The sequence below is a fragment of the Salinirubellus salinus genome, from assembly GCF_025231485.1.
Lineage (GTDB): Archaea > Halobacteriota > Halobacteria > Halobacteriales > Haloarculaceae > Salinirubellus > Salinirubellus salinus.
Genome location: NZ_CP104003.1, coordinates 2634476 through 2651857, shown reverse-complemented (window position 1 = coordinate 2651857; position 17382 = coordinate 2634476). Strand labels below are relative to the sequence as shown.

At 72.3% G+C, this 17382-nt stretch carries 18 protein-coding genes; 9 read left to right on the top strand and 9 right to left on the bottom strand.

What is annotated here, in order from left to right:
- Positions 1-30 precede the first annotated feature (30 nt).
- Positions 31-1890 (bottom strand): sensor histidine kinase, encoded by a 1860-nt coding sequence (locus N0B31_RS14120; RefSeq protein WP_260592268.1) that lies wholly within the window; start codon positions 1888-1890, stop codon positions 31-33.
- Positions 1891-2012: 122 nt separating this feature from the next.
- Here N0B31_RS14120 and N0B31_RS14115 point away from each other — a divergent pair, with 122 nt between their 5' ends.
- From N0B31_RS14115 to N0B31_RS14105, 3 genes are all read left to right on the top strand, one after another.
- Positions 2013-2969 (top strand): alpha/beta fold hydrolase, encoded by a 957-nt coding sequence (locus N0B31_RS14115; protein WP_260592267.1) that lies wholly within the window; start codon positions 2013-2015, stop codon positions 2967-2969.
- 179 nt (positions 2970-3148) lie between these two features.
- Positions 3149-3466, top strand: a complete 318-nt coding sequence (locus N0B31_RS14110; RefSeq protein ID WP_260592266.1) for an RPA12/RPB9/RPC11 RNA polymerase family protein — start codon at positions 3149-3151, stop codon at positions 3464-3466.
- Between the two features lie 194 nt (positions 3467-3660).
- Positions 3661-3960 carry a DUF8011 family protein gene (locus tag N0B31_RS14105; RefSeq protein ID WP_260592265.1) on the top strand — a complete coding sequence of 100 codons (300 nt, stop codon included), beginning with the start codon at positions 3661-3663 and terminating at the stop codon, positions 3958-3960.
- Positions 3961-4100: 140 nt separating this feature from the next.
- Here the strand turns inward: N0B31_RS14105 and N0B31_RS14100 are convergent, their stop codons facing one another.
- The 5 genes from N0B31_RS14100 to N0B31_RS14080 form a co-directional block, all read right to left on the bottom strand.
- Positions 4101-5309: an MFS transporter gene (locus N0B31_RS14100; protein ID WP_260592264.1), complete on the bottom strand. Its 1209-nt coding sequence runs from the start codon at positions 5307-5309 to the stop codon at positions 4101-4103.
- A gap of 25 nt (positions 5310-5334) precedes the next feature.
- Positions 5335-6132 (bottom strand): GNAT family N-acetyltransferase, encoded by a 798-nt coding sequence (locus tag N0B31_RS14095; protein ID WP_260592263.1) that lies wholly within the window; start codon positions 6130-6132, stop codon positions 5335-5337.
- A gap of 53 nt (positions 6133-6185) precedes the next feature.
- Positions 6186-8501, bottom strand: a complete 2316-nt coding sequence (locus tag N0B31_RS14090) for a hybrid sensor histidine kinase/response regulator (RefSeq protein WP_260592262.1) — start codon at positions 8499-8501, stop codon at positions 6186-6188.
- Positions 8502-8653: 152 nt separating this feature from the next.
- Entirely contained in the window at positions 8654-8833 is a 180-nt protein-coding gene (locus N0B31_RS14085) for a hypothetical protein (RefSeq protein WP_260592261.1), read from the bottom strand.
- Positions 8818-9066 (bottom strand): hypothetical protein, encoded by a 249-nt coding sequence (locus tag N0B31_RS14080; RefSeq protein ID WP_260592260.1) that lies wholly within the window; start codon positions 9064-9066, stop codon positions 8818-8820. Before N0B31_RS14080 ends, N0B31_RS14085 begins: the two co-directional genes overlap by 16 nt.
- 130 nt (positions 9067-9196) lie before the next feature.
- Here N0B31_RS14080 and N0B31_RS14075 point away from each other — a divergent pair, with 130 nt between their 5' ends.
- The 5 genes from N0B31_RS14075 (at position 9197) to N0B31_RS14055 (ending at position 13688) form a co-directional block, all read left to right on the top strand.
- The gene (locus tag N0B31_RS14075) at positions 9197-9343 is read left to right on the top strand and encodes a hypothetical protein (RefSeq protein WP_260592259.1); all 147 of its coding nucleotides are present in this window, start codon (positions 9197-9199) and stop codon (positions 9341-9343) included.
- Positions 9344-9414: 71 nt separating this feature from the next.
- Entirely contained in the window at positions 9415-10416 is a 1002-nt protein-coding gene (locus tag N0B31_RS14070; RefSeq protein WP_260592258.1) for a Cdc6/Cdc18 family protein, read from the top strand.
- Positions 10417-10571: 155 nt separating this feature from the next.
- Positions 10572-11333 (top strand): P-loop NTPase family protein, encoded by a 762-nt coding sequence (locus N0B31_RS14065; RefSeq protein WP_260592257.1) that lies wholly within the window; start codon positions 10572-10574, stop codon positions 11331-11333.
- Entirely contained in the window at positions 11333-11593 is a 261-nt protein-coding gene (locus tag N0B31_RS14060) for a DUF8156 family protein (RefSeq protein WP_260592256.1), read from the top strand. The genes N0B31_RS14065 and N0B31_RS14060 overlap by 1 nt, the downstream gene beginning before the upstream one ends.
- The gene (locus tag N0B31_RS14055) at positions 11577-13688 is read left to right on the top strand and encodes a type B DNA-directed DNA polymerase (RefSeq protein ID WP_260592255.1); all 2112 of its coding nucleotides are present in this window, start codon (positions 11577-11579) and stop codon (positions 13686-13688) included. Before N0B31_RS14060 ends, N0B31_RS14055 begins: the two co-directional genes overlap by 17 nt.
- Positions 13689-13691: 3 nt before the next feature.
- Here the strand turns inward: N0B31_RS14055 and N0B31_RS14050 are convergent, their stop codons facing one another.
- Together N0B31_RS14050 and N0B31_RS14045 are read right to left on the bottom strand one after the other, a co-directional pair.
- The gene (locus tag N0B31_RS14050) at positions 13692-14018 is read right to left on the bottom strand and encodes a hypothetical protein (protein WP_260592254.1); all 327 of its coding nucleotides are present in this window, start codon (positions 14016-14018) and stop codon (positions 13692-13694) included.
- Between the two features lie 47 nt (positions 14019-14065).
- On the bottom strand, positions 14066-14509 hold the full coding sequence (locus N0B31_RS14045) for a hypothetical protein (protein WP_260592253.1): 444 nt from the start codon (positions 14507-14509) through the stop codon (positions 14066-14068).
- A 126-nt stretch (positions 14510-14635) separates the two neighbouring features.
- Between N0B31_RS14045 and N0B31_RS14040 the strand changes: the two genes are divergently transcribed.
- Complete coding sequence (locus tag N0B31_RS14040) at positions 14636-16720, top strand: hypothetical protein (protein WP_260592252.1); 2085 nt, start codon at positions 14636-14638, stop codon at positions 16718-16720.
- Here the strand turns inward: N0B31_RS14040 and N0B31_RS14035 are convergent.
- Positions 16693-17265: a zinc ribbon domain-containing protein gene (locus tag N0B31_RS14035; RefSeq protein WP_260592251.1), complete on the bottom strand. Its 573-nt coding sequence runs from the start codon at positions 17263-17265 to the stop codon at positions 16693-16695. The genes N0B31_RS14040 and N0B31_RS14035 overlap by 28 nt on opposite strands.
- Positions 17266-17382 lie beyond the last annotated feature (117 nt).

Sequence of the window (17382 nt, the reverse complement as noted above, 5' to 3'; positions counted from 1 at the left end):
GCGGCCGACAGCACGCTCCCCGGTCCCGGCTCAGTCGCCCTCCCCTTCGAGATTACCCTCCTCCGCGCGGGTCGTGACGCCCTCGAACTCGAAGCGGGCCCCGCCGTCCGGGCTCTCGACCACCTCGACCGACCAGCCGTGCGCGCCGGCGATCTCGCGGACGATGGCGAGTCCCAGCCCCGTCCCGGCGGGCGTGCCGGAGTGGCCGCGGTCGAACACGTGCTCGCGGTCCTCGGGTGGGATGCCGGGGCCGTCGTCCTCGACGTAGAACCCCGCGCCCGGGAGGGAGCCGACCCGGACCGTCACGTCCCAACCGCCGTGCTCAATCGCGTTCCCGAAGAGGTTCTCGAACAGCTGCCGGAGCCGCATCCGGTCGGCCTCGACGGTCACGCCGCTGTCGGCCACCAGACGGCCCCCGTCGGTTGGGACGCTCTGCCAGCTCCCCTCGGCGAGTTCGTCGACGTCGACCGGATGGTACTCGCTCACGTCCGCGCCGACCCGTGCGAGCGTCAGGACGTCCTCGACGAGTTCGGTCATCCGGTCGACGGCCCGCCGACTGTTCTCGAAGTACTTCGACTCCCCCGTCTCGGCGGCCAGCTGGACCGACCCCTCGAGCACGTTCAGCGGGTTCCGCAGGTCGTGTGAGGTCATCGAGATGAGGCGCTCGAGCTGCTCGTTCTGCCGCTCCAGTCGGTCGTTGGCCCGCTCGCGCTCGAGTCCGTGGCCGATCCACCGGCTCAGGAGGTCCGTCAGCGTCACCTCCCAGTCGGAGAACGACGTCTCGCGGCGCGTCCCGCCGACGAAACAGAGCGTCGCCGTCACGGCGCCGTCCCGGTCGAAGATGGGCGAGCCGAGATACACCTCGTCCTCGGCTCCGTCGAGCGTGGCGGCCGGGTCCGACTCTCCGGTCGGCGCTCCCGCCACGACAGTCCGCTCGCTCTCGACGACGCGCCGACAGACCGACCCGGCGAGTGCCGGCTCCGCGTCGGTCTCGACACCCTCGGTGGACGCGGCTGCCGAGACGGTCCGGGCGTCGTCGGCGACGGTCGAGAGCGCCCCGTACTCGACGCCGAGTTCGCGTCGGCCGAGTTCGACCAGCGCCGTCACCTGCCGGTCGAAGGGCCGCTCCCGGTCGGCGACCACGTCGTGCATCTCGCGGAGGACACGGGCGCGGTCCTCGAGCGCCTCGCGCTGGCGTTCGCGCTCGGTGATGTCGTGGAAGTAGACGTCGACGCCGGTCTCCGAGGGGAAGGCCCGGACGTCGAACCACGCCGACAGCGGCGGGAAGTGCTCGCGGAACGTGACGACCTCGCGGCCCTCGAGCACCCGCTCGTACGCCGACTCGAACCGCGTCCCGACGGCCGCCGGGACGGCCTCCCAGAGGTCGACCCCCTCGACGGTGGCGGTCGCCGGGGTCTCGCCCATCGCCGCCGCGAGGATGGCCCGGCCACGTTCGTTCGTCTCGGTCACCGTCCAGTCCCGTCCGAGCGAGAAGAAGCCGTCGCCCATCCGGTCGAGCGCCTGCATCCGCTCGCGCTCGGCCCGTACCCGCTCGCTCACGTCGCGGCCCACGCCGGCGAACCGGGCGGGGCCGTCGCCGTCGTCGGGGAGCCGCGTCGCTCGGAACTCGTAGGGGATGCGCTCGCCGTCGGCCGTGACCAGCGGCGCCTCGACGGTCGCCTCGCCCTCGTCGAACACCGCCTCGATGGCGGTCAGCACCCGCGCCGCGTGCTCGTCGTCGAAGAACGCCCGCGGCGTCAGCTCCGCCAGCTCCGCGTCGGTGTACCCCGTCACCTCGGGGACCAAGCGGTTCCAGTCGACGAACGCCCCCGTCTCGTCGAACTCGAAGAACAGGTCCTCGAGGACGTCCAGCCGCGTATCAGCGCCCACCCACGTCACCGGCTGCTACCATGTCCCCCGCGTCGGCGTACCCGCGTATAATCTATCGGGTCGACTACGCCACCGTTCCGCCCGCCGACAGAGCCTTGGTCGTGTCGGCCGCCCGTGACGTCATGGGACTCACGCAGTTCGTCGCCGAGCGACTCGTCGGCGGTGACGACGAGCCGACGGACGAGGGCGAACGGAGCGAGACGCTCGCGCTCGCCGAGGAGATGGCACGGAACCCGCGGACCGTCACGCTCCGGGACGGCCGGACGCTCGCGTACAGCGAGTGTGGCGACCCGGACGGCACCCCGCTCGTCGTCTACCACGGCTTCCCGAACTCGCGCGTGTTCGGGGCGCTGTTCGACGAGGCCGGCCGGGAGTGGGGGTTCCGCGTCCTCTGTCCGGACCGGCCGGGGGTCGGCGTGTCGGACCCGCTCCCCGACCGCGAACTGACCGACTGGCCCGACGACGTGCGCGACCTGTTCGACGCCCTCGGTGTCGACCGAGCGGTGGCGATGGGGATCTCCGGCGGCGGGCCCTACGCCGGTGTCACCGCCGCGCGACTGGACGACCGGGTCGACCGGACCGCCATCGTCTGCGGCCTCGCGCCGATGGCGTCGGTGCCGGTGCGTGAACGGCTCTGGTACTACACCGCCCGGTTCGCCCCGCCGCTGTCGAAACTGGCGCTGTGGGGGCTGGTGCGGCGGGCTCGCGGCAACCGCGAGGCCTTCCTCGCCGACACCGCCGAGGACGCACCGCCGCGGGACGGCGACCTCTGGACGGGCGAGACCGGGCAGGTCATCCACCGGAGCGCCGTCGAGGCCGCCCGGCAGGGGTTGGACCACCTCGTGCAGGATACCGCCATCTACGGCAGCCCGTGGGGGGTCGACCTCTCGGCGGTGGAGATGCCCGTCGGCCTCTGGTACGGCCGGGCCGACAGCATCGTCCCGGAGGCGATGGGTCACTACCTCGCCCGCGAGATACCGACCGCCGAGGCACACTTCTACCCGGGGCAGGGCCACCTCGCCATCTACGAGGAGAACGAGCGGGCGATACTGGGGTTCCTGTCGGACAGCCCTCGCTGAACCTCTCGACCGGTGGTGGGTCCGGACAGCCGTGCTGCATAGCGCGCGTCTCGCACGACGACCTCCGCGAGTGGCGGGCAGAGAGAACCGGTCGATACAGTCAGCACGCGCAGTTGCCTGTCCCCCACGACCATCGGGAGTTGACACATATATCCGACAGCCGTGTCTTCCTCCTCGACGTGCAATTCTGTGACGAGTGTGGTTCGATGATGCACACGGCGGGCGACACGTGGGTGTGTCGCTCCTGTGAGAACGAGGCGCCGCGCGACTCGCGAGCGGAAGCGGCGATGGCGACCCAAGATAGACAGCGGGACGACGGAGCACCCGCCGTGGTCGACGCGACCAAGGGCACCACCGAGACGGTGCGGGAGCCCTGTCCGGCGGACGACTGCGACAGCGACCGGGCCCACTACGAGATGATGCCGAAGCCGGGCGGCTCCTACGAGGTTCGGCTGTTCACCTGCGCCGAGTGTGGCCGCAAGTGGCGCGAGTCCTGACGGCGCCTCTCGCGACCCCTCGCGGCTACCGAGCGGCCAGTTCAACGGCTCCAGCCCGAACTCGACGCCGCCGTGCTGCAGAGCCGGGGCGAATCCGAGGTGTACCCGTCACCGCCCGTCCAACGTAGACGGGATACCCACCCGTGGTGGCACACCCAGTTCCTATTTGTCTCTCCCGCGGAACGAGACGTTCGATGCCCTCCATCATCGACGAGACCGTGTTCAGTGAGCCATCCGGTCGGAGATTCGCCGCACTCCAGTTCTGTGGAGCCCTGTTCTTCTCGGGGCTGTACCTGTACGTTGTGGCCGTAGAGAACTCTCCAGTAGGGAACTGGCCACTGTTCGTGGCAGCAGCGAGCGGGCTGTCCGGAATCGCTGAATCCCTCCCGAAGTCCCGACGGCAGGCCGCTGGTCTCCTGCGTCTCACGGCGATCTTCGTACTGTGCTGTCTGCTCGCGGCCATCTTCTTCGCCCCCGAACTCGTAACCGGATGACCGGGGACGTCTCTCAGGCCACCGTGTTCTAACACCCATCGTCCCCCGGTCGACCTGCTGCGTACACCCTCCGTGTCGGGCACGCCAGTCCGACCTGTCCCCGAGAACCTCGCCGGCGCCCTCGTCGGCTCGACCCGCCGCTAGGTCGGTTCGGATGCGACCCGCGCGAGGACGACGCCGACCAGTCCCAGCCCCCCGGCCACGAGGAACGCCGTCTCGTAGCCCGACCGCTCGATGATGGCCCCGGCGGCGATGGGTGCGAGGAACGCACCGGCCAGTCCCACGCTCGTCAGGAACGCGACGGCGGTGGCGGCGACGGCGGGGTCCACGAGTTCGCGGACGTAGGCGAACACCAGCCCGAGACTCAGCTGGATGGCGAAGCCGGCGACCAGCAGGGCGGCGACGATGACCGGCACGCCTCGCAGGCTCGTGAACCCGGCGACGACGGGGGTGGCGACGAGGAACGAGCCGAACACGACCGGGGTACGTCGGCCGTCGAACAGGCGGTCCGAGAGCAGGCCGCCGCTCACCCGCGAGAGGACGCCGACGGCGGGGAACAGCGCGGTGAGCGCGCCACCGAGCGCGAGCGACAGTTTCAGCTCCTCGGTGAGGTAGGAGGGCGCCCAGCTGTTGACGAACAGGTACAGCGAGTACGCGAGGAAGCCGAGCACCCCGACCAGCACCACGCGGCGGTCCGTGACGACCCGTCGGAGGTCGGCTGGCGTGGGCGCCGGCTGGTCCTCGACCCGCCCGGTCCCTCGACTCGCCGGCCAGAACAGCGTGAGCCCGAGGAGCGTGCTCACGGCGAACACCGGGAAGACGGCGGGCCAGCCGAACACGCCGGCGACGACGGGGCCGAGCGCCTGTCCGAGCGCGAACCCGACGGGGCCGCTGGCGGTGAACGTCGAGACGGCCGTCGCGCGCGTGGCGGGGGGGAACGCCCGGCCGACGATGTCGATACCGGCGTTCCAGACGACGACGTACGCCAGCCCACCGACGACGCGAGACGCGAGGAGTGCGGGGTAGTCGCCGGCGGTGCCGGCGAGGTAGCCCCACGCCCCGGAGACCAGCAGGAGACCGATGGCGGCCGCCACCGCCAGCCGGGAGTCGGTCCGGTCGAGGACGGCGCCGACCGGGAGGCTCGCCACGACGGCCGTCCCGAACATCGTACCGACGACGAGCCCCGCCTCCGCGGCGCTCACGCCCATCGAGTCGCGTATCAGCGGCGTGACGCTCGCGGGAACGAGCTCGAACGCGCTCATCGACACCGACAGCAGGCTGGCACCGACGAGCAGCACCCGGCGCTGCCGGCGGTCGGTCACGCCCGCACCGTCTACACCACTGGACACGGACGATGCTCTCGGGGGTGTCGCTTCAAATTGTCGTGTACGGCGTCCCCGTCTCGCCCTCCCCGTCGGTCCCCACCGTCCGGCCGGGGTCGAGCGCCACGTACGTCCCGTACCGCTCGAACCCCACGCCACGCGCCAGCGCCAGCGACCCCGTCCACGTCTCGTGGGCGCGGTACTCCGGCACCAGCCCACGCGCCAGTAGCTCGCGCGAGACGCTCGCCACCACCGTGCGCCCGTGGCCTCGACCCCGGTGGTCCGGGTGGGTGACGACGCCGATGCCGGCGACGGCGTCGTCGGCCCCCGCGGCGGCGACGGCGACCAGCCTGCCGTCGGCGAACCGGCCGTGTATCACCTCGTGACCGTCGACGTCGAACCCGCCGACGCGCTCTGCCCACTCCTCGTGCGGGCAGGCGACGCGGAGCCGCGAGAGCGCCCGCGCGTCGCGTCGTTCCAGCGGTCGGGTCTCGAACTCGCCGTCGCCCGCCCTCTGCCCCGCGAGCGTCGCTTCGTCGAGGTAGCCGACGAACTGCGGGCCGAGCGTCACCCGGCCGCCGTCGAGGGCCAACGCCGACCGGAGCCCGGCCGGGTCGCGGCCGTCGACGTCGGCGAGGGCGTCCGCCCGCGCGCGGACCGCCTCGACCCCGGTCTCGGGTGCGACGGCCACCGTCGCGTCCCCGCGGAACAGACAGCGGACCCGGCGCTCGCTCGGCCAGCGCGAGGCGACGACGGTGACGCCGCTCCCCGAGAGGGCCGCCGGCTCGCAGCCGAGCCAGTCGGCCCAGTACCCGTCGAGCGTCTCGCGTGTCTCCGGCCGGAGCGACATCCGACCGGCGAGTACCCGCCCCGGTCACATAACGGCTCGGCCGCGGGACCCGCTCAGTCGTCGGCGGACCCGTCGCCGACCCCGGTGAACTCGAAGCGGGCGCCGCCCGCCTCGCTCTCCCCGACCGCGACGGTCCAGCCGTGGGCCTCGGCGATGCGCTCGACGATGGCGAGGCCGAACCCCGTCCCGCCGTCGGTGGCGTAGCCGGCGACGAACACGTCCTCGCGCTCGTCCAGGGGGATGCCGGGGCCGTCGTCCTCGACGTAGAAACCGTCGGGGAGCGCGCCGACCCGGACCGTGGGGGCCGAGCCGGCGTGTTCCACCGAGTTGCGAGCGAGATTCTCCAGCAACTGCTTGGCCCGCCCGGGGTCGACCGCCACCGTCCGGTCGGCCTCGACGACCAGCCGTGCCTCGCCGGTCTCGACGTTCGCCCAGCTCTCCTCGGCGAGCGACCGGAGCGCCACCGGCCGTGGGTCGGTGACCGCCTCGTCGCGCCGTGCGAGCGCCAGCAGGTCGTCGACGAGCGTCGCCATCCGGTCGACGGCACGCCGACTCGCCGCGACGTGCGGGTCGTCACCGGCCCCGTCCTCGGCTGCGATCTCGAGGTGGCCCCGCGCCACGGCGATGGGGTTACGCAGGTCGTGTGAGACGACGCGGGTGAACTCGTCGAGTCGCTCGTTGCGCTCGCGGAGCTGTGCCTCGCGCTCGACCCGGTCCAGCGCCGTCCGCAGCGAGGTGGCGAGCAGTTCGCTCAGCATCCGGTCGGTCTCGTCGAACGCGTCCGGCTCCGGCGAGGAGACGAGGAAGATGCCGTGGCGCTCCAGCGGGTGGACGACGAGGCTCCGGGCGGGCGTCGACTCGGTCACCCGCGGGTCGGCCGCGACGTCCTCGACGACGGCGGACTCGCCCGACTCGAACACCTGCCACGCGAACGCGGCACGCGATCCCGGCTCGCCGCCGCGCTCGTAGTGCGGCGGCTCGTCGAACACCTCGTCCACCCGGTCGACGGCCGTGAGGAGTTCGAGCGCCTCGCCCGACTCGTCGAGCACGTGGACGCCGCTCAGTGGGGCGCCGATGACGTCGTCGGCCGCGTCGGTCGCCACCTGCGCCGTCTTCGCGCGGGTCCCCGTGTGCATCAGTGCCCGCGTCCGCTCGCGGAGCCGGTCGAGCTTCGCCTCGCGCTCGACCCGTTCGGTCACGTCGCGGTAGACCCAGAGGTGGCCGTCGCCGCCCGGCAGCTCGATGGGTCGGTAACTCCGCTCGAACGTGCGTCCGTCGACGACCGGCCACCGCTCGGCGTCGACGGGCCGTCGCGCGGCGACGAGTCCCTCGGTCCGCTCGACGAACCGCTCGGGGTCCTCGAACCGGGGGCTCACGGCCTCGGCCATCGCCGCACAGTCGGCCCCGACGGCCGACGCGGGCGTCCCGGGCAGTTCGAACACGTCGAACATCCACTCGTTGACCGCCATCACCTCGCGGTCGGCGTCCTCTGCGAGCACGCCGACCGGGAGCGCGTCGAACAGCGTCTTCCGGAGCGCGTTCGCCCGCTCGAGTTCGGTCTCGCGACCCTTCGCCTCGGTCACGTCGGTGACGAACCCCTCCAGTCGGGTCGGCTCGCCGTCGCCCGCGGTGACCGCCCGGCCGCGCTCCCACATCCAGCGGGTCTCCCCCTCGCGGGTGACGATGCGGTAGGTCACCTCGAAGGAGCCGCCCGCCTCCAGCGCCGACTGGACCGTCTCCCACATCGGTTCGACGTCGTCGGGGTGGAGGAGGTCGTCGCCCCAGACCACATCGCCGGACTCCAGCGCCGCGGCGGGGTAGCCCGTCAGCTCCTCGCACTCGCCCTCGACCAGCTCCATCGGCCAGTCCGGCTCGTTCCGACAGCGGTAGACGAAGCCGGGGAGGTTGCTGATGAGCGTCTCGAGGCGCCGCTTGCGCCGCTCGGACCCCTGTCGTGAACGGTACGCCTCGACGGCGTTCACGACCCGGTTGGCCAGCAGAGCGTACTGCTCGGTCCCGCCTCCCTTCTGGAGGTAGTCGGTGACCCCCGCCGAGATGGCCTCGCTGGCGATCTCCTCGCTCCCCTTCCCGGTGAACAGCACGAACGGCAGGTCGGGGGACGCCTCCCTGACCGCGGCGAGGAACTCGATGCCGTCCCGACCGGGCATCTCGTAGTCCGAGACGACGCAGTCGAACGGCCGCTCCGCGAGTCGCTCGAGGCCGGCCGCGGCGCTCCTCGCCGTCTCGACGGTCAGCCGCTCGTCCTCGCGCTCCAGGAACGCCCTGGCCGTCTCCGCGAAGCCGGGCTCGTCGTCGACGTGGAGGAGGTGGATTCGGGCTGTATGCGGTCGTGTCTCGCTCTCTTCCACGCGTTGTCCCCCCACTCGGGTAGCCTGAACGTGGTCGTATGCTGATAAAATACTACTGGGTGAATCGCGTTCTGACTCCCCGCGCGGTGGTCGACCCGTCGGGTGAAGGTGGACGTGGGGGGAACTCGTCCCCGCCGACTGGATGGACTCGGCTACCGCCGAGCGGGTGCCTCGACGCGTCTCACGCGCTCGACGGTCTTCTCGCCGCACGCCTCGCACTTCAGGCCGACCCGCGACGCCTCGAACGTGACCACCCGGACCCACGGGTGGCCGCAGGCGGGACACCGGACCCACTCGGGCAAGCCGTACCCCCCGGTCACTCCAGATACCACCGACACTCTCCACTTCCGATTCGCCTGACCGCCGGTTCCAGTCGGCCCATCACCGCCGCGGCCGTGTTCGGGTCCAGCGCCGTCGCCTCGGCCAGTTCCGCGAGCGTGACGACCCGTTCGCCCCGCCGGCGTCGCTCGCGCAACTCCTCGCGCACCCGTCGTTCCGCCGCGCGGACGATACCCGCTGCCACCGGCCGTTCCGTGCGCCGTCGCGCCCGTCTCTCGGTCTCCATACTCCCCCGTTCTCGCGACGGGGGTATCAGCGCGGGTGTGTGTCTTCCGGAACTTCCGATTCCGCCGAGAACCGGTTTCCGGAAGGCACACGCCGAAACGTATCCCGACGGCCGGCCGAGTTCGGAGTCCATGACACGAGTCGAACTCGCTGGCGCGCTCGTCGCGGCTGGTGCCGCTCTCCTCACGACTGACGCCCCGCTCGGCTGGGCGATGCTCTGGGCGGGACTGGTCCTCGGCATCGACGGGCTGGCGTCGCGGCCCGACCGCGAGGAGTAGGAATCGGTAGTATCGGAAGAATCGGAAACCGCCCGGTTCCACTTATGCCGCTGGCTCCGGAACCCACCCCCATGATCCGAGACGCGCGGGTCCTCGACCCGGAGTTCGTGCCCAGCGAGGTCGTCCACCGGGACGGCGAGGTCGACGCGCTCTCGAACGCGCTGGACCCGGTCACCGACGGCGAACCGGCCGAGACGACGTTCCTGTTCGGTCCGAGCGGGACCGGCAAGACCTGTCTCGCGCGCTACACCGTCGGCCAGCTCCGCGAGGCGGTCATCGACATCCGGACCCAGTACGTCAACTGCTGGCAGAACTACTCGCGCTACCGGGTGCTCTATCGCATCCTCGAGGGACTCGACCGGACCATCGACATCCACCGGCAGTCGACGCCGACGGACGTGCTCCTCGAACGGGTGCAGGCGTACGACGGCCCGCCGTACGTCGTCGTCCTCGACGAGGTGGACCAGCTGGAGGAGCCGAGCGTGCTCTACGACCTCTACCGGACCCACGAGGTGTCGATGCTGCTCGTCGCCAACCGCGAGGAGGACCTGTTCGCCGGCCTCGACGACCGCCTCGTCAGCCGCCTCCACGGCTCGCGCCGTATCCGCTTCGAGAAGTACGGTATCGACGAACTCGCGGCCATCCTCCGGGCGCGCGTCGACCGCGGGCTGACCGAGGACGCCGTCCGCGACGCCGACCTCCGGTACATCGCCGACGCCGCCGCCGGCGACGCCCGCATCGCCATCTCGACGCTCCGGGCCGCCGCCCGCGAGGCCGGCCGGCAGGGACTGGACCGCATCCCCGAGTCCGTCATCCGCGGGGCCGTCCCCGAGGCCCGACAGGAGATACAGCGCAAGAACCTCGACCAGCTGAAACCCCACCAGAAGGTGCTCTACGAGATTATCGAGGAGCACGGCACCGTCGACCCCGGCACGCTCTACGGCACCTACCGCGAGCGCGTCTCGGACCCCCGGTCCGACCGGACCGTGCGGACCTACCTGAACAAGCTCGCCACCTACGACCTCATCGTCGCGGAGGGGGAGAACCGGGGGCGGGTCTACCGGGTGGCCTGAGCGGAATCGGAATCGGAAGTGGAAGCGGAATCGGAGAGCGCCCGACCCCCGCGAGCGCCGGGGCGACGGCCCGTTCGACCCGAAACGGTCCCCTATCGGAACTATCGGCAGCCACGCGCCGACGTACATCCCGGTCGGCCGGCGTCTGTCTCTGTATGGACCGACGGCAGACCAGACTCGACGCACCGACTCCGCGTGACTCGAACGCCACCGACCCGCCCGCCCCCGAGGCCGTCCCGCGGCTCCCGACGCTCGAATCCGGGCTGACCCTGCTCGACGCCGAGAGCCGGGCGGTCGGCCCGCTGGACTCGCTCGTCCTCGACCACCTGCTCCGGGGGGCCGGCGAGGCCGTCTGGGTCGACAGCGGGGGGCACGCCACCACCCGGAACCTCGCCCGACTCGCCCCCTCGCTCGCGCTCCTCGAACGGGTCCGGGTGGCCCGTGCGTTCACCGCCTACCAGCACCAGACGCTCGTTCGCCGGGCCTGCGAGTCGTTCCCGCCGACCGCGTCGCTCGTCGTGGTACCGTGGGTCGACGCGCACTACCGGGACGGCGACTGCACCGACCGCGAGGCCGGGCGGATGGTCGAGAGGGTCGCGGAGCGACTCGCGGCGCTGGCTGACGAACGCGAGGTGGCCGTCCTCGTCACCCGTCGCGCGGCAGACGGGCTGACCGCGCCCGTCGCGGACCGGGCGGACGCCACCGTCACGTGTCGAGAGACGCGTTTCGGCCCCCGGTTCGTCGGCGACGGGTTCGAGACGCTCGTCTACGACGACAGCGAGGGGCGGAGCCCCTCGGGCAGTCGGACGCAGTCCGACGACGGCGGCACGGTCCAGACCACGCTCGCGTTCTGGGCACGGGTGCTCGAACGCCGGCAGGCCGTCCACGGCCGCACCCCCGCCGCGGGGGTCGTCTGATGGGCCGCACCAACCCCACCTACCGCGACACGCTGACCGCGGTGGAGTCGCGGTGGTCGGCCTACCGTCGGGCGCTCCGGCGGCGCGACCAGCCACACTTCGACGCGGTGTTCGGGCACGGCCGGGCGCACGCCGACGCCGCGGGGCAACTCAACCACGCCGAACCGCTGTTTCCCCTGCTGGTCTCGGCGCTCGTCGAACAGGAACGACGCATCGCCGAACTGGAGGCGGCGCTCGACCCGGATGCCGTTCAAGATTGACCACCGCGACGGCGCGGTGCTGGCGTGGTCGCTGACCGACGACGGCGCACGGCCCGACCGCGACACCGACTACCGGCCGACCGTCTCGGTCGCCCACGAGGACGGGGACACGGCGGCGCTGGACCGCATCCGCCCGCACGTCGCCGACCTGCCCGCCGTGACCGAGACCCGCTACGAGCGGTGGCGACGGGGGTTCCGGCACGACGCCGAACGGGTGCTCCGGGCCGACGTGCGTGACGTGGACCGGGTGCTCGACGTGGCCCGCACCGTCGCGGGGTGGGGCGCCCCGGGCACCTACCGCCTGTTCGGCGTCGACCACTCGCGGGAGTTCCGCTACTGTCTGGACCGGGGGCTGGACCCGACGCCGGAGCGCGAACTCTCCGTCCTCGAACTCCGGGCGAGCGAGGTGGAACGGGCGCGTGACGGTGGACCACGGGAGGTCGAACTGGACGGCGAGACGCTGACCGGCGACCCGGCGGACCTCGCGGCGACGGTCGAAGAGCGGGTCCACGCGGCGGACCCGGACGTGCTCTCGGTGTCCGGGAGCGACCTGCTCGCCGGGCTCCACGAGCGCGCGGCCGAGCAGGGGCGGGACTACCGCCTCGGCCGCGTGCCGGGGTTCCAGCAGTTGGCCGGGCGCTCGACCTACTCCTCGTACGGCCGGGTCGGGCACTCGCCGGCGCGGTACAACGTCCCGGGACGGGTCGTGCTGGACCACTCGAACACGTTCCTCCTCTCGGCGGCGAACCTCGCGGGGGCGCTGGACCTCGTCGGCCGGTCGTGGAAACCCCTGCAGGAACTCGCGTGGGCCTCAATCGGCACCGTCCTGACGGCCATCCAGATTCGCGCGGCCCGCGAGCGTGGCGTGCTGGTCCCGTGGCGCGCGTGGCGTCCGGAGCTGTTCAAGACCGCCCGACAGCTCCACACCGCCGACCGTGGCGGCTTCACGTTCGCACCGGACGTGGGCGTCCACGAGTCGGTCCACGAACTCGACTTCGCCTCCCTGTATCCGAACGTCATCGTCACGCGCAACGTCAGCCCCGAGACCGTGCGGTGTGCCTGTCACCGGGGGCGCGAGGACGTGCCCGAGCTGGGCTACGCCATCTGCGACGCGGACGGCTACCTGCCCGAGGTGCTCGAACCGCTCGTGACCGACCGGGCCGAGGTCAAGGCGGAACTCGCAGAGACGACCGACCCGGACCGCCGCGAGGTCCTGCAGGGGCAGGCCGACGCCATCAAGTGGATCCTCGTCTCCTGCTTCGGCTACCAGGGGTTCAAGAACGCCAAGTTCGGCCGTATCGAGGCCCACGAGGCCATCAACGCCTACGCCCGCGACGTGATGCTGACGGCGAAGGAGCGCCTCGAAGCCGGCGGCTGGCGGGTCGTCCACGGCATCGTCGACAGCGTGTGGGTGACCGAGGCCGAGGACGCGACCGACCCGACACCCCTCCGCGAACTCGCCCGCGACGTCAGCGAGGAGGTCCGCATCGAACTGGAGTACGAGGCCGAGTACGACTGGGTGGCGTTCGTCCCCCGTCGGGAGGGGGCGGGCGGGGCGCTGACGAAGTACTTCGGGCGGGTCTCGGGCGACGAGCGGACGTTCAAGTACCGCGGTATCGAGTGCCGGCAGGACGGCACCTCCCCGTTCGTCGCGGACGCCCAGCGCGACCTGATTCGGGCGTTCGACCGCACCCGGTCGCCCGAGGCGGTCTGTGACCGGCTGGCCCGCCACCTCGAGACGCTCCGGGCGGGCGACGTGCCCCCCGACGAACTCACCATCGTCCAGCGGGTGTCGAAGCCGGCTGAGGAGTACGACCGCGCCACCCGGAACGCCGCGGCGCTCGAACGGGCCGAACGGGCGGGCCTCCCCGTCCACCCCGGCCAGCGCGTGCGCTACGTGGTGGCGGACGACGACGCCGACTCGGTCGACCGGGTGCGGCTGGCTCACGAGTCGCCCGACCGGTACGACGCCGACTGCTACGCGGCGCGGCTGGTGCGGGCGGCCGAGAGCGTCCTGTCGCCGCTCGGGTGGGACGAGTCGCGTATCCGCCGACGGCTCGCGGGGACGCGAGACGCACGGCTGGGGAGCTTCTGAACCTCAGAACGACTCGGACTCCCCGGCGAGCACGCGGTACGCCTCGAGCGTCCCGGCCATCGACGGCGCGTCCTCGTCGTCCTTGCGCTGGGTGCCGTAGTCGAGCCAGCGCCCACCGCTGAACGAGTACATCTCGAACGCCTCGCTCGTCTCGACGACCACGTCGACGACGCTGTCCGCGTCGGCGCCGGGAGCGACGGCCCCCCGGACGTCGCTGTCGGGGTCCATCACCCAGACGGCGACGGCGTCGCGTTCCTCGAGCAGGTCGGTCGCCTCGGCCTCGGTCAGCGGGCGGTCGGGCCACCCCTCGGCGGGTTCGGGCTGTTCCATACCGGCCGTTCGGGCGCGAGTGGCATCGGCGTTCCGCCGCCGTTCGCTCAGGGGGCCGCCCCGAGCGCCGTGGCCACGTCCTCGGCGGTCGTCTCGCCGCGGGCGCCGGTGAACCGGGTGACCACCTCCCCCCCGGCGTCGAGGAGGAGCGCGACGACACGCTCGTCCGGGAGCGCGAGCGTGTCGCGGAACGCCCGCACGTCCGTGTAGAGCGTGATGGTCCGCTCGCGTGCGGCCCGGTCGGGGATGCCCGCGCGCATCCCGCCGTCGATGACCCAGCGGGCGGGCAGCGCGTAGCGCCCGATGGTCGGGAGTTCGTACGTCGCGACGCCGCGTTCGGCGAGTGGGTCGACCAGGTCGAGCCACGTGTCGACCGTCGACTGCTGGTGACGCCGGAACGCGACCAGGACGAGCGCCGGGAGGTCGAGGTCGCCGGGGAGCGCGAACCGCTCGCCCGCGAGGTTCGACCCGCTCACGGCCGGGAATCGCATGCCGAACCTCGAATCTCGAGCGGCATAACGACACACTCGGCGCTCGCCCACTCCCGTCCATCGCGTCCGAGCGGCGCGGTACCGAGGCCAGAAGACGTATCCGGGTTCCGGCCGTCGGTCTGCGCCATGCGACGCGCCCACGCCACTCGCCGCGAGGTGCTCGGCGCGGTGGCGGCCTCGCTCACCGTCTCCGCCGCCGGCTGTTCCGCCCTCTCGCCCGGCGACGACGGGACGACCACGCCCGTCCCCGGAGACGAGGCCCGCGATCTCGCCGAGCGGTTCGCCCCCACGCTCTACTTCGACGAGGCGGAGGTCTGGTTCCCGACGGACCCGCGGCCCTACGCGAGCGAGCGCGAGGGGGAGACGGTCGTGGACGGCTTCGACGCGCTGAACGGCTACACCGAGGCCCGCCGCGAGACCGACGCCCCGGACCCGACGGTGTTCTACCACGCCGTCAGCTACGACGAGTCCCCGCTCACGGTCGTCCAGTTCTGGTTCTACTCCGCGTTCGACCAGTTCACGACGAACTTCCACTGGCACGACTGGGAGGTGCTGCACGTGTTCGTGGACCGGGAGACAGGGGACCCACAGCTCCACGTCGCCAGCTCACACTCCCGGAGGGTCCCCAACAACGAGTTCCTCGACCCGGACCCCGAGCGGACCCCCCGCGTCCTCGCGGAACTCGGCTCACACTCCTCCGCCCTCTCGCTGAACGACGTGCTCGACCGGTTCCAGCGACTGCCCACTGGCGACACGTTCGCGGACGTGACCAACAGCGCCGTCTCCGGGCTCGAGTCGCTCGCCGACCTCCCGTTCGCCTACGGCCTCCCCCGCGACGAGGGTGGGCGCCTCCCGTTCCTCGTGCCGGAACTCGACGGAGCGCCGGTCTACGACCACGAGCGGCTCCCGGCCGTCTCGCGTGACGACCTCGTCGACGAGTCGCTCACGGTTCGGTCGCTCGACGAACTCACCTCCCCGCCCGAGGACCTCCCACTGCGCGGGACGGGTCGGACGTTCGGCCACGCGGACCGCGACGCCGAGTTCGACGTGGGCTACGACCTCGTCCCGGCGAGCGAGGTCGAGGACGTCGACGCGTTCGTCGGCCCGCAGTTGAGCTTCGAGTTCGCCGTCCCCCAGTTCGCCGAGGACGCCGTCGCCGGCCACATCACCACCACGAGCACGCCGTGGAGCCAGCCACGCTACACGAACCCCGCCGCGGACATCACCGACCCGCGGCACCGACAGGCGCTGGCCGACCGGTACGAGGCCATCGGCGACCCGGCGCCGGTCAACGCCGTCCTCGCGGCGGTCAGCGAGTCCGTCTCGAACGACGACGCCCCCGACGGCGAGGGGGTGACGACCGGCGACCTCGCCGTCGAGGCGTTCGCCCTCCTCGAATCGGACCCGGAGGCCGTCCCCTCCTTCTCTGGGGTCGTCGCCGTCCGGGACGTGCCCGAGGGCGAGCACCGCCTGACCGTCAACGCCGCCGGCACTGCCCCCCACAGCGAGACGGTCGGTGTCGCCGCGGATGGCCCGACGGTGGCGGGCGTCGACGGCGAGATACCGCTCGTCGCCCGCGAGAACGCGACGAGACTCGCCGTCGACGGGGCGGCGAGCGACGACGCGCTCACCCGTCTCGCCGTCGAGGACGACTTCGCCGGCCGGCTCTACGACGCCCCGCTCGACGGCGAGGACGCGGTCTACGTCCACCGCGGCGGCGCCTACACCACGGAGGTCCGCGACGAGAACGACGAGGTGGGTGCGTTCCGCGTCAACCCGGACCCCGCCGAGTCCACCCGCGAGGAGGTGGCGAACCCCCGGACTGGGAAGGCCCCGCTGGCGACGTACGTGGCGGACGTGGCGGCGGAGACTGCGGCCGCCGTCCGCGCGACCGAGGAGGACGACTCGACCGACGACGCCGTCCCGGTCCGTGGGCTGGCACGGGCGATCGACGCCATCGCGGAGGCGGCGCGCCGGGCCGCAGAGCGCGCCGAGACGGGTGATACGCCGGGGGCAGACCGGGCGCTCGAAGCGGTCTCCGACGCGCTCGACCGGGCCGCGACCCGGCTGACCGAGGCGCGCGAGGACCTCCCCGACCCGCTGGTCCGGGCGTCTGAACGCCGGTTCGAGCAGGCCCGTCGCCGTGCCGATCAGGCCCGCGGGTCAGAGAAGGTCGGCGGCGGTCAGGCCACCGACGAGTCGGGCACGTAGCGCGAGGCGAGGTAGCCCACTCCCGCCGCGACGAGCGCCGGGACGCCGACGAGGACCGTGAGGACGACGGCGCCGACCACCCGGTCGCCGCCGGTCGACGTCTCGACGGCCGGGCTGAGCGGTATCAGCGGGACGAGCAACAGCACGAGCGCGACGCCGTAGGCCGCCTTCGAGACGGCCGCCTGGACCGTCCGGCGGCGGACGAGGTACACCGTCGCCCCGACCCAGACGACGACGCCGAGGAGCGCGAGCCCGGCGTCGAAGAAGAGGAGGGCGAACGTCGCGACGAGGCCGACGACGAGGCCACCGACGACGCCGACGACGACGGTCAGCGAGTCGTCGACGGCCCCGTCCGGGTCGAGGAGGGGGCCGTCGTCGCCGTCCCGACCGTCCGTGCTCGTCGGGCCCGTCGCAGACCGCTCGGCGGCCGCGTCGATCGGCCCCCGGTCGCTCAGGTCGGCCGAGCAGTGCATGCAGTAGGTCGCGGTGGTGCCGACCGGCTCACCGCAGTCCGGACAGCGCGGGTCGACCAGCTCGTCGCTCACGCGGTCCACCTCCAGTCCCCGTTCATGTCCCGTGACCCTCGCGGACCGACATGAGTGTTCGCACGACCCACGGACCCCCCGGGGCCGCGCTGGCTGCCCCACGCACTTCTTGTACCT

Coding starts and splice junctions, on each gene's coding strand:
- N0B31_RS14065 (WP_260592257.1), top strand. CDS start 10,572: ATGGACCGACGGCAGACCAGACTCGACGCACCGACTCCGCGTGACTCG.
- N0B31_RS14075 (WP_260592259.1), top strand. CDS start 9,197: ATGACACGAGTCGAACTCGCTGGCGCGCTCGTCGCGGCTGGTGCCGCT.
- N0B31_RS14055 (WP_260592255.1), top strand. CDS start 11,577: ATGCCGTTCAAGATTGACCACCGCGACGGCGCGGTGCTGGCGTGGTCG.
- N0B31_RS14060 (WP_260592256.1), top strand. CDS start 11,333: ATGGGCCGCACCAACCCCACCTACCGCGACACGCTGACCGCGGTGGAG.
- N0B31_RS14095 (WP_260592263.1), bottom strand. CDS start 6,132: ATGTCGCTCCGGCCGGAGACACGCGAGACGCTCGACGGGTACTGGGCC.
- N0B31_RS14105 (WP_260592265.1), top strand. CDS start 3,661: ATGCCCTCCATCATCGACGAGACCGTGTTCAGTGAGCCATCCGGTCGG.
- N0B31_RS14080 (WP_260592260.1), bottom strand. CDS start 9,066: ATGGAGACCGAGAGACGGGCGCGACGGCGCACGGAACGGCCGGTGGCA.
- N0B31_RS14045 (WP_260592253.1), bottom strand. CDS start 14,509: ATGCGATTCCCGGCCGTGAGCGGGTCGAACCTCGCGGGCGAGCGGTTC.
- N0B31_RS14040 (WP_260592252.1), top strand. CDS start 14,636: ATGCGACGCGCCCACGCCACTCGCCGCGAGGTGCTCGGCGCGGTGGCG.
- N0B31_RS14050 (WP_260592254.1), bottom strand. CDS start 14,018: ATGGAACAGCCCGAACCCGCCGAGGGGTGGCCCGACCGCCCGCTGACC.
- N0B31_RS14070 (WP_260592258.1), top strand. CDS start 9,415: ATGATCCGAGACGCGCGGGTCCTCGACCCGGAGTTCGTGCCCAGCGAG.
- N0B31_RS14115 (WP_260592267.1), top strand. CDS start 2,013: ATGGGACTCACGCAGTTCGTCGCCGAGCGACTCGTCGGCGGTGACGAC.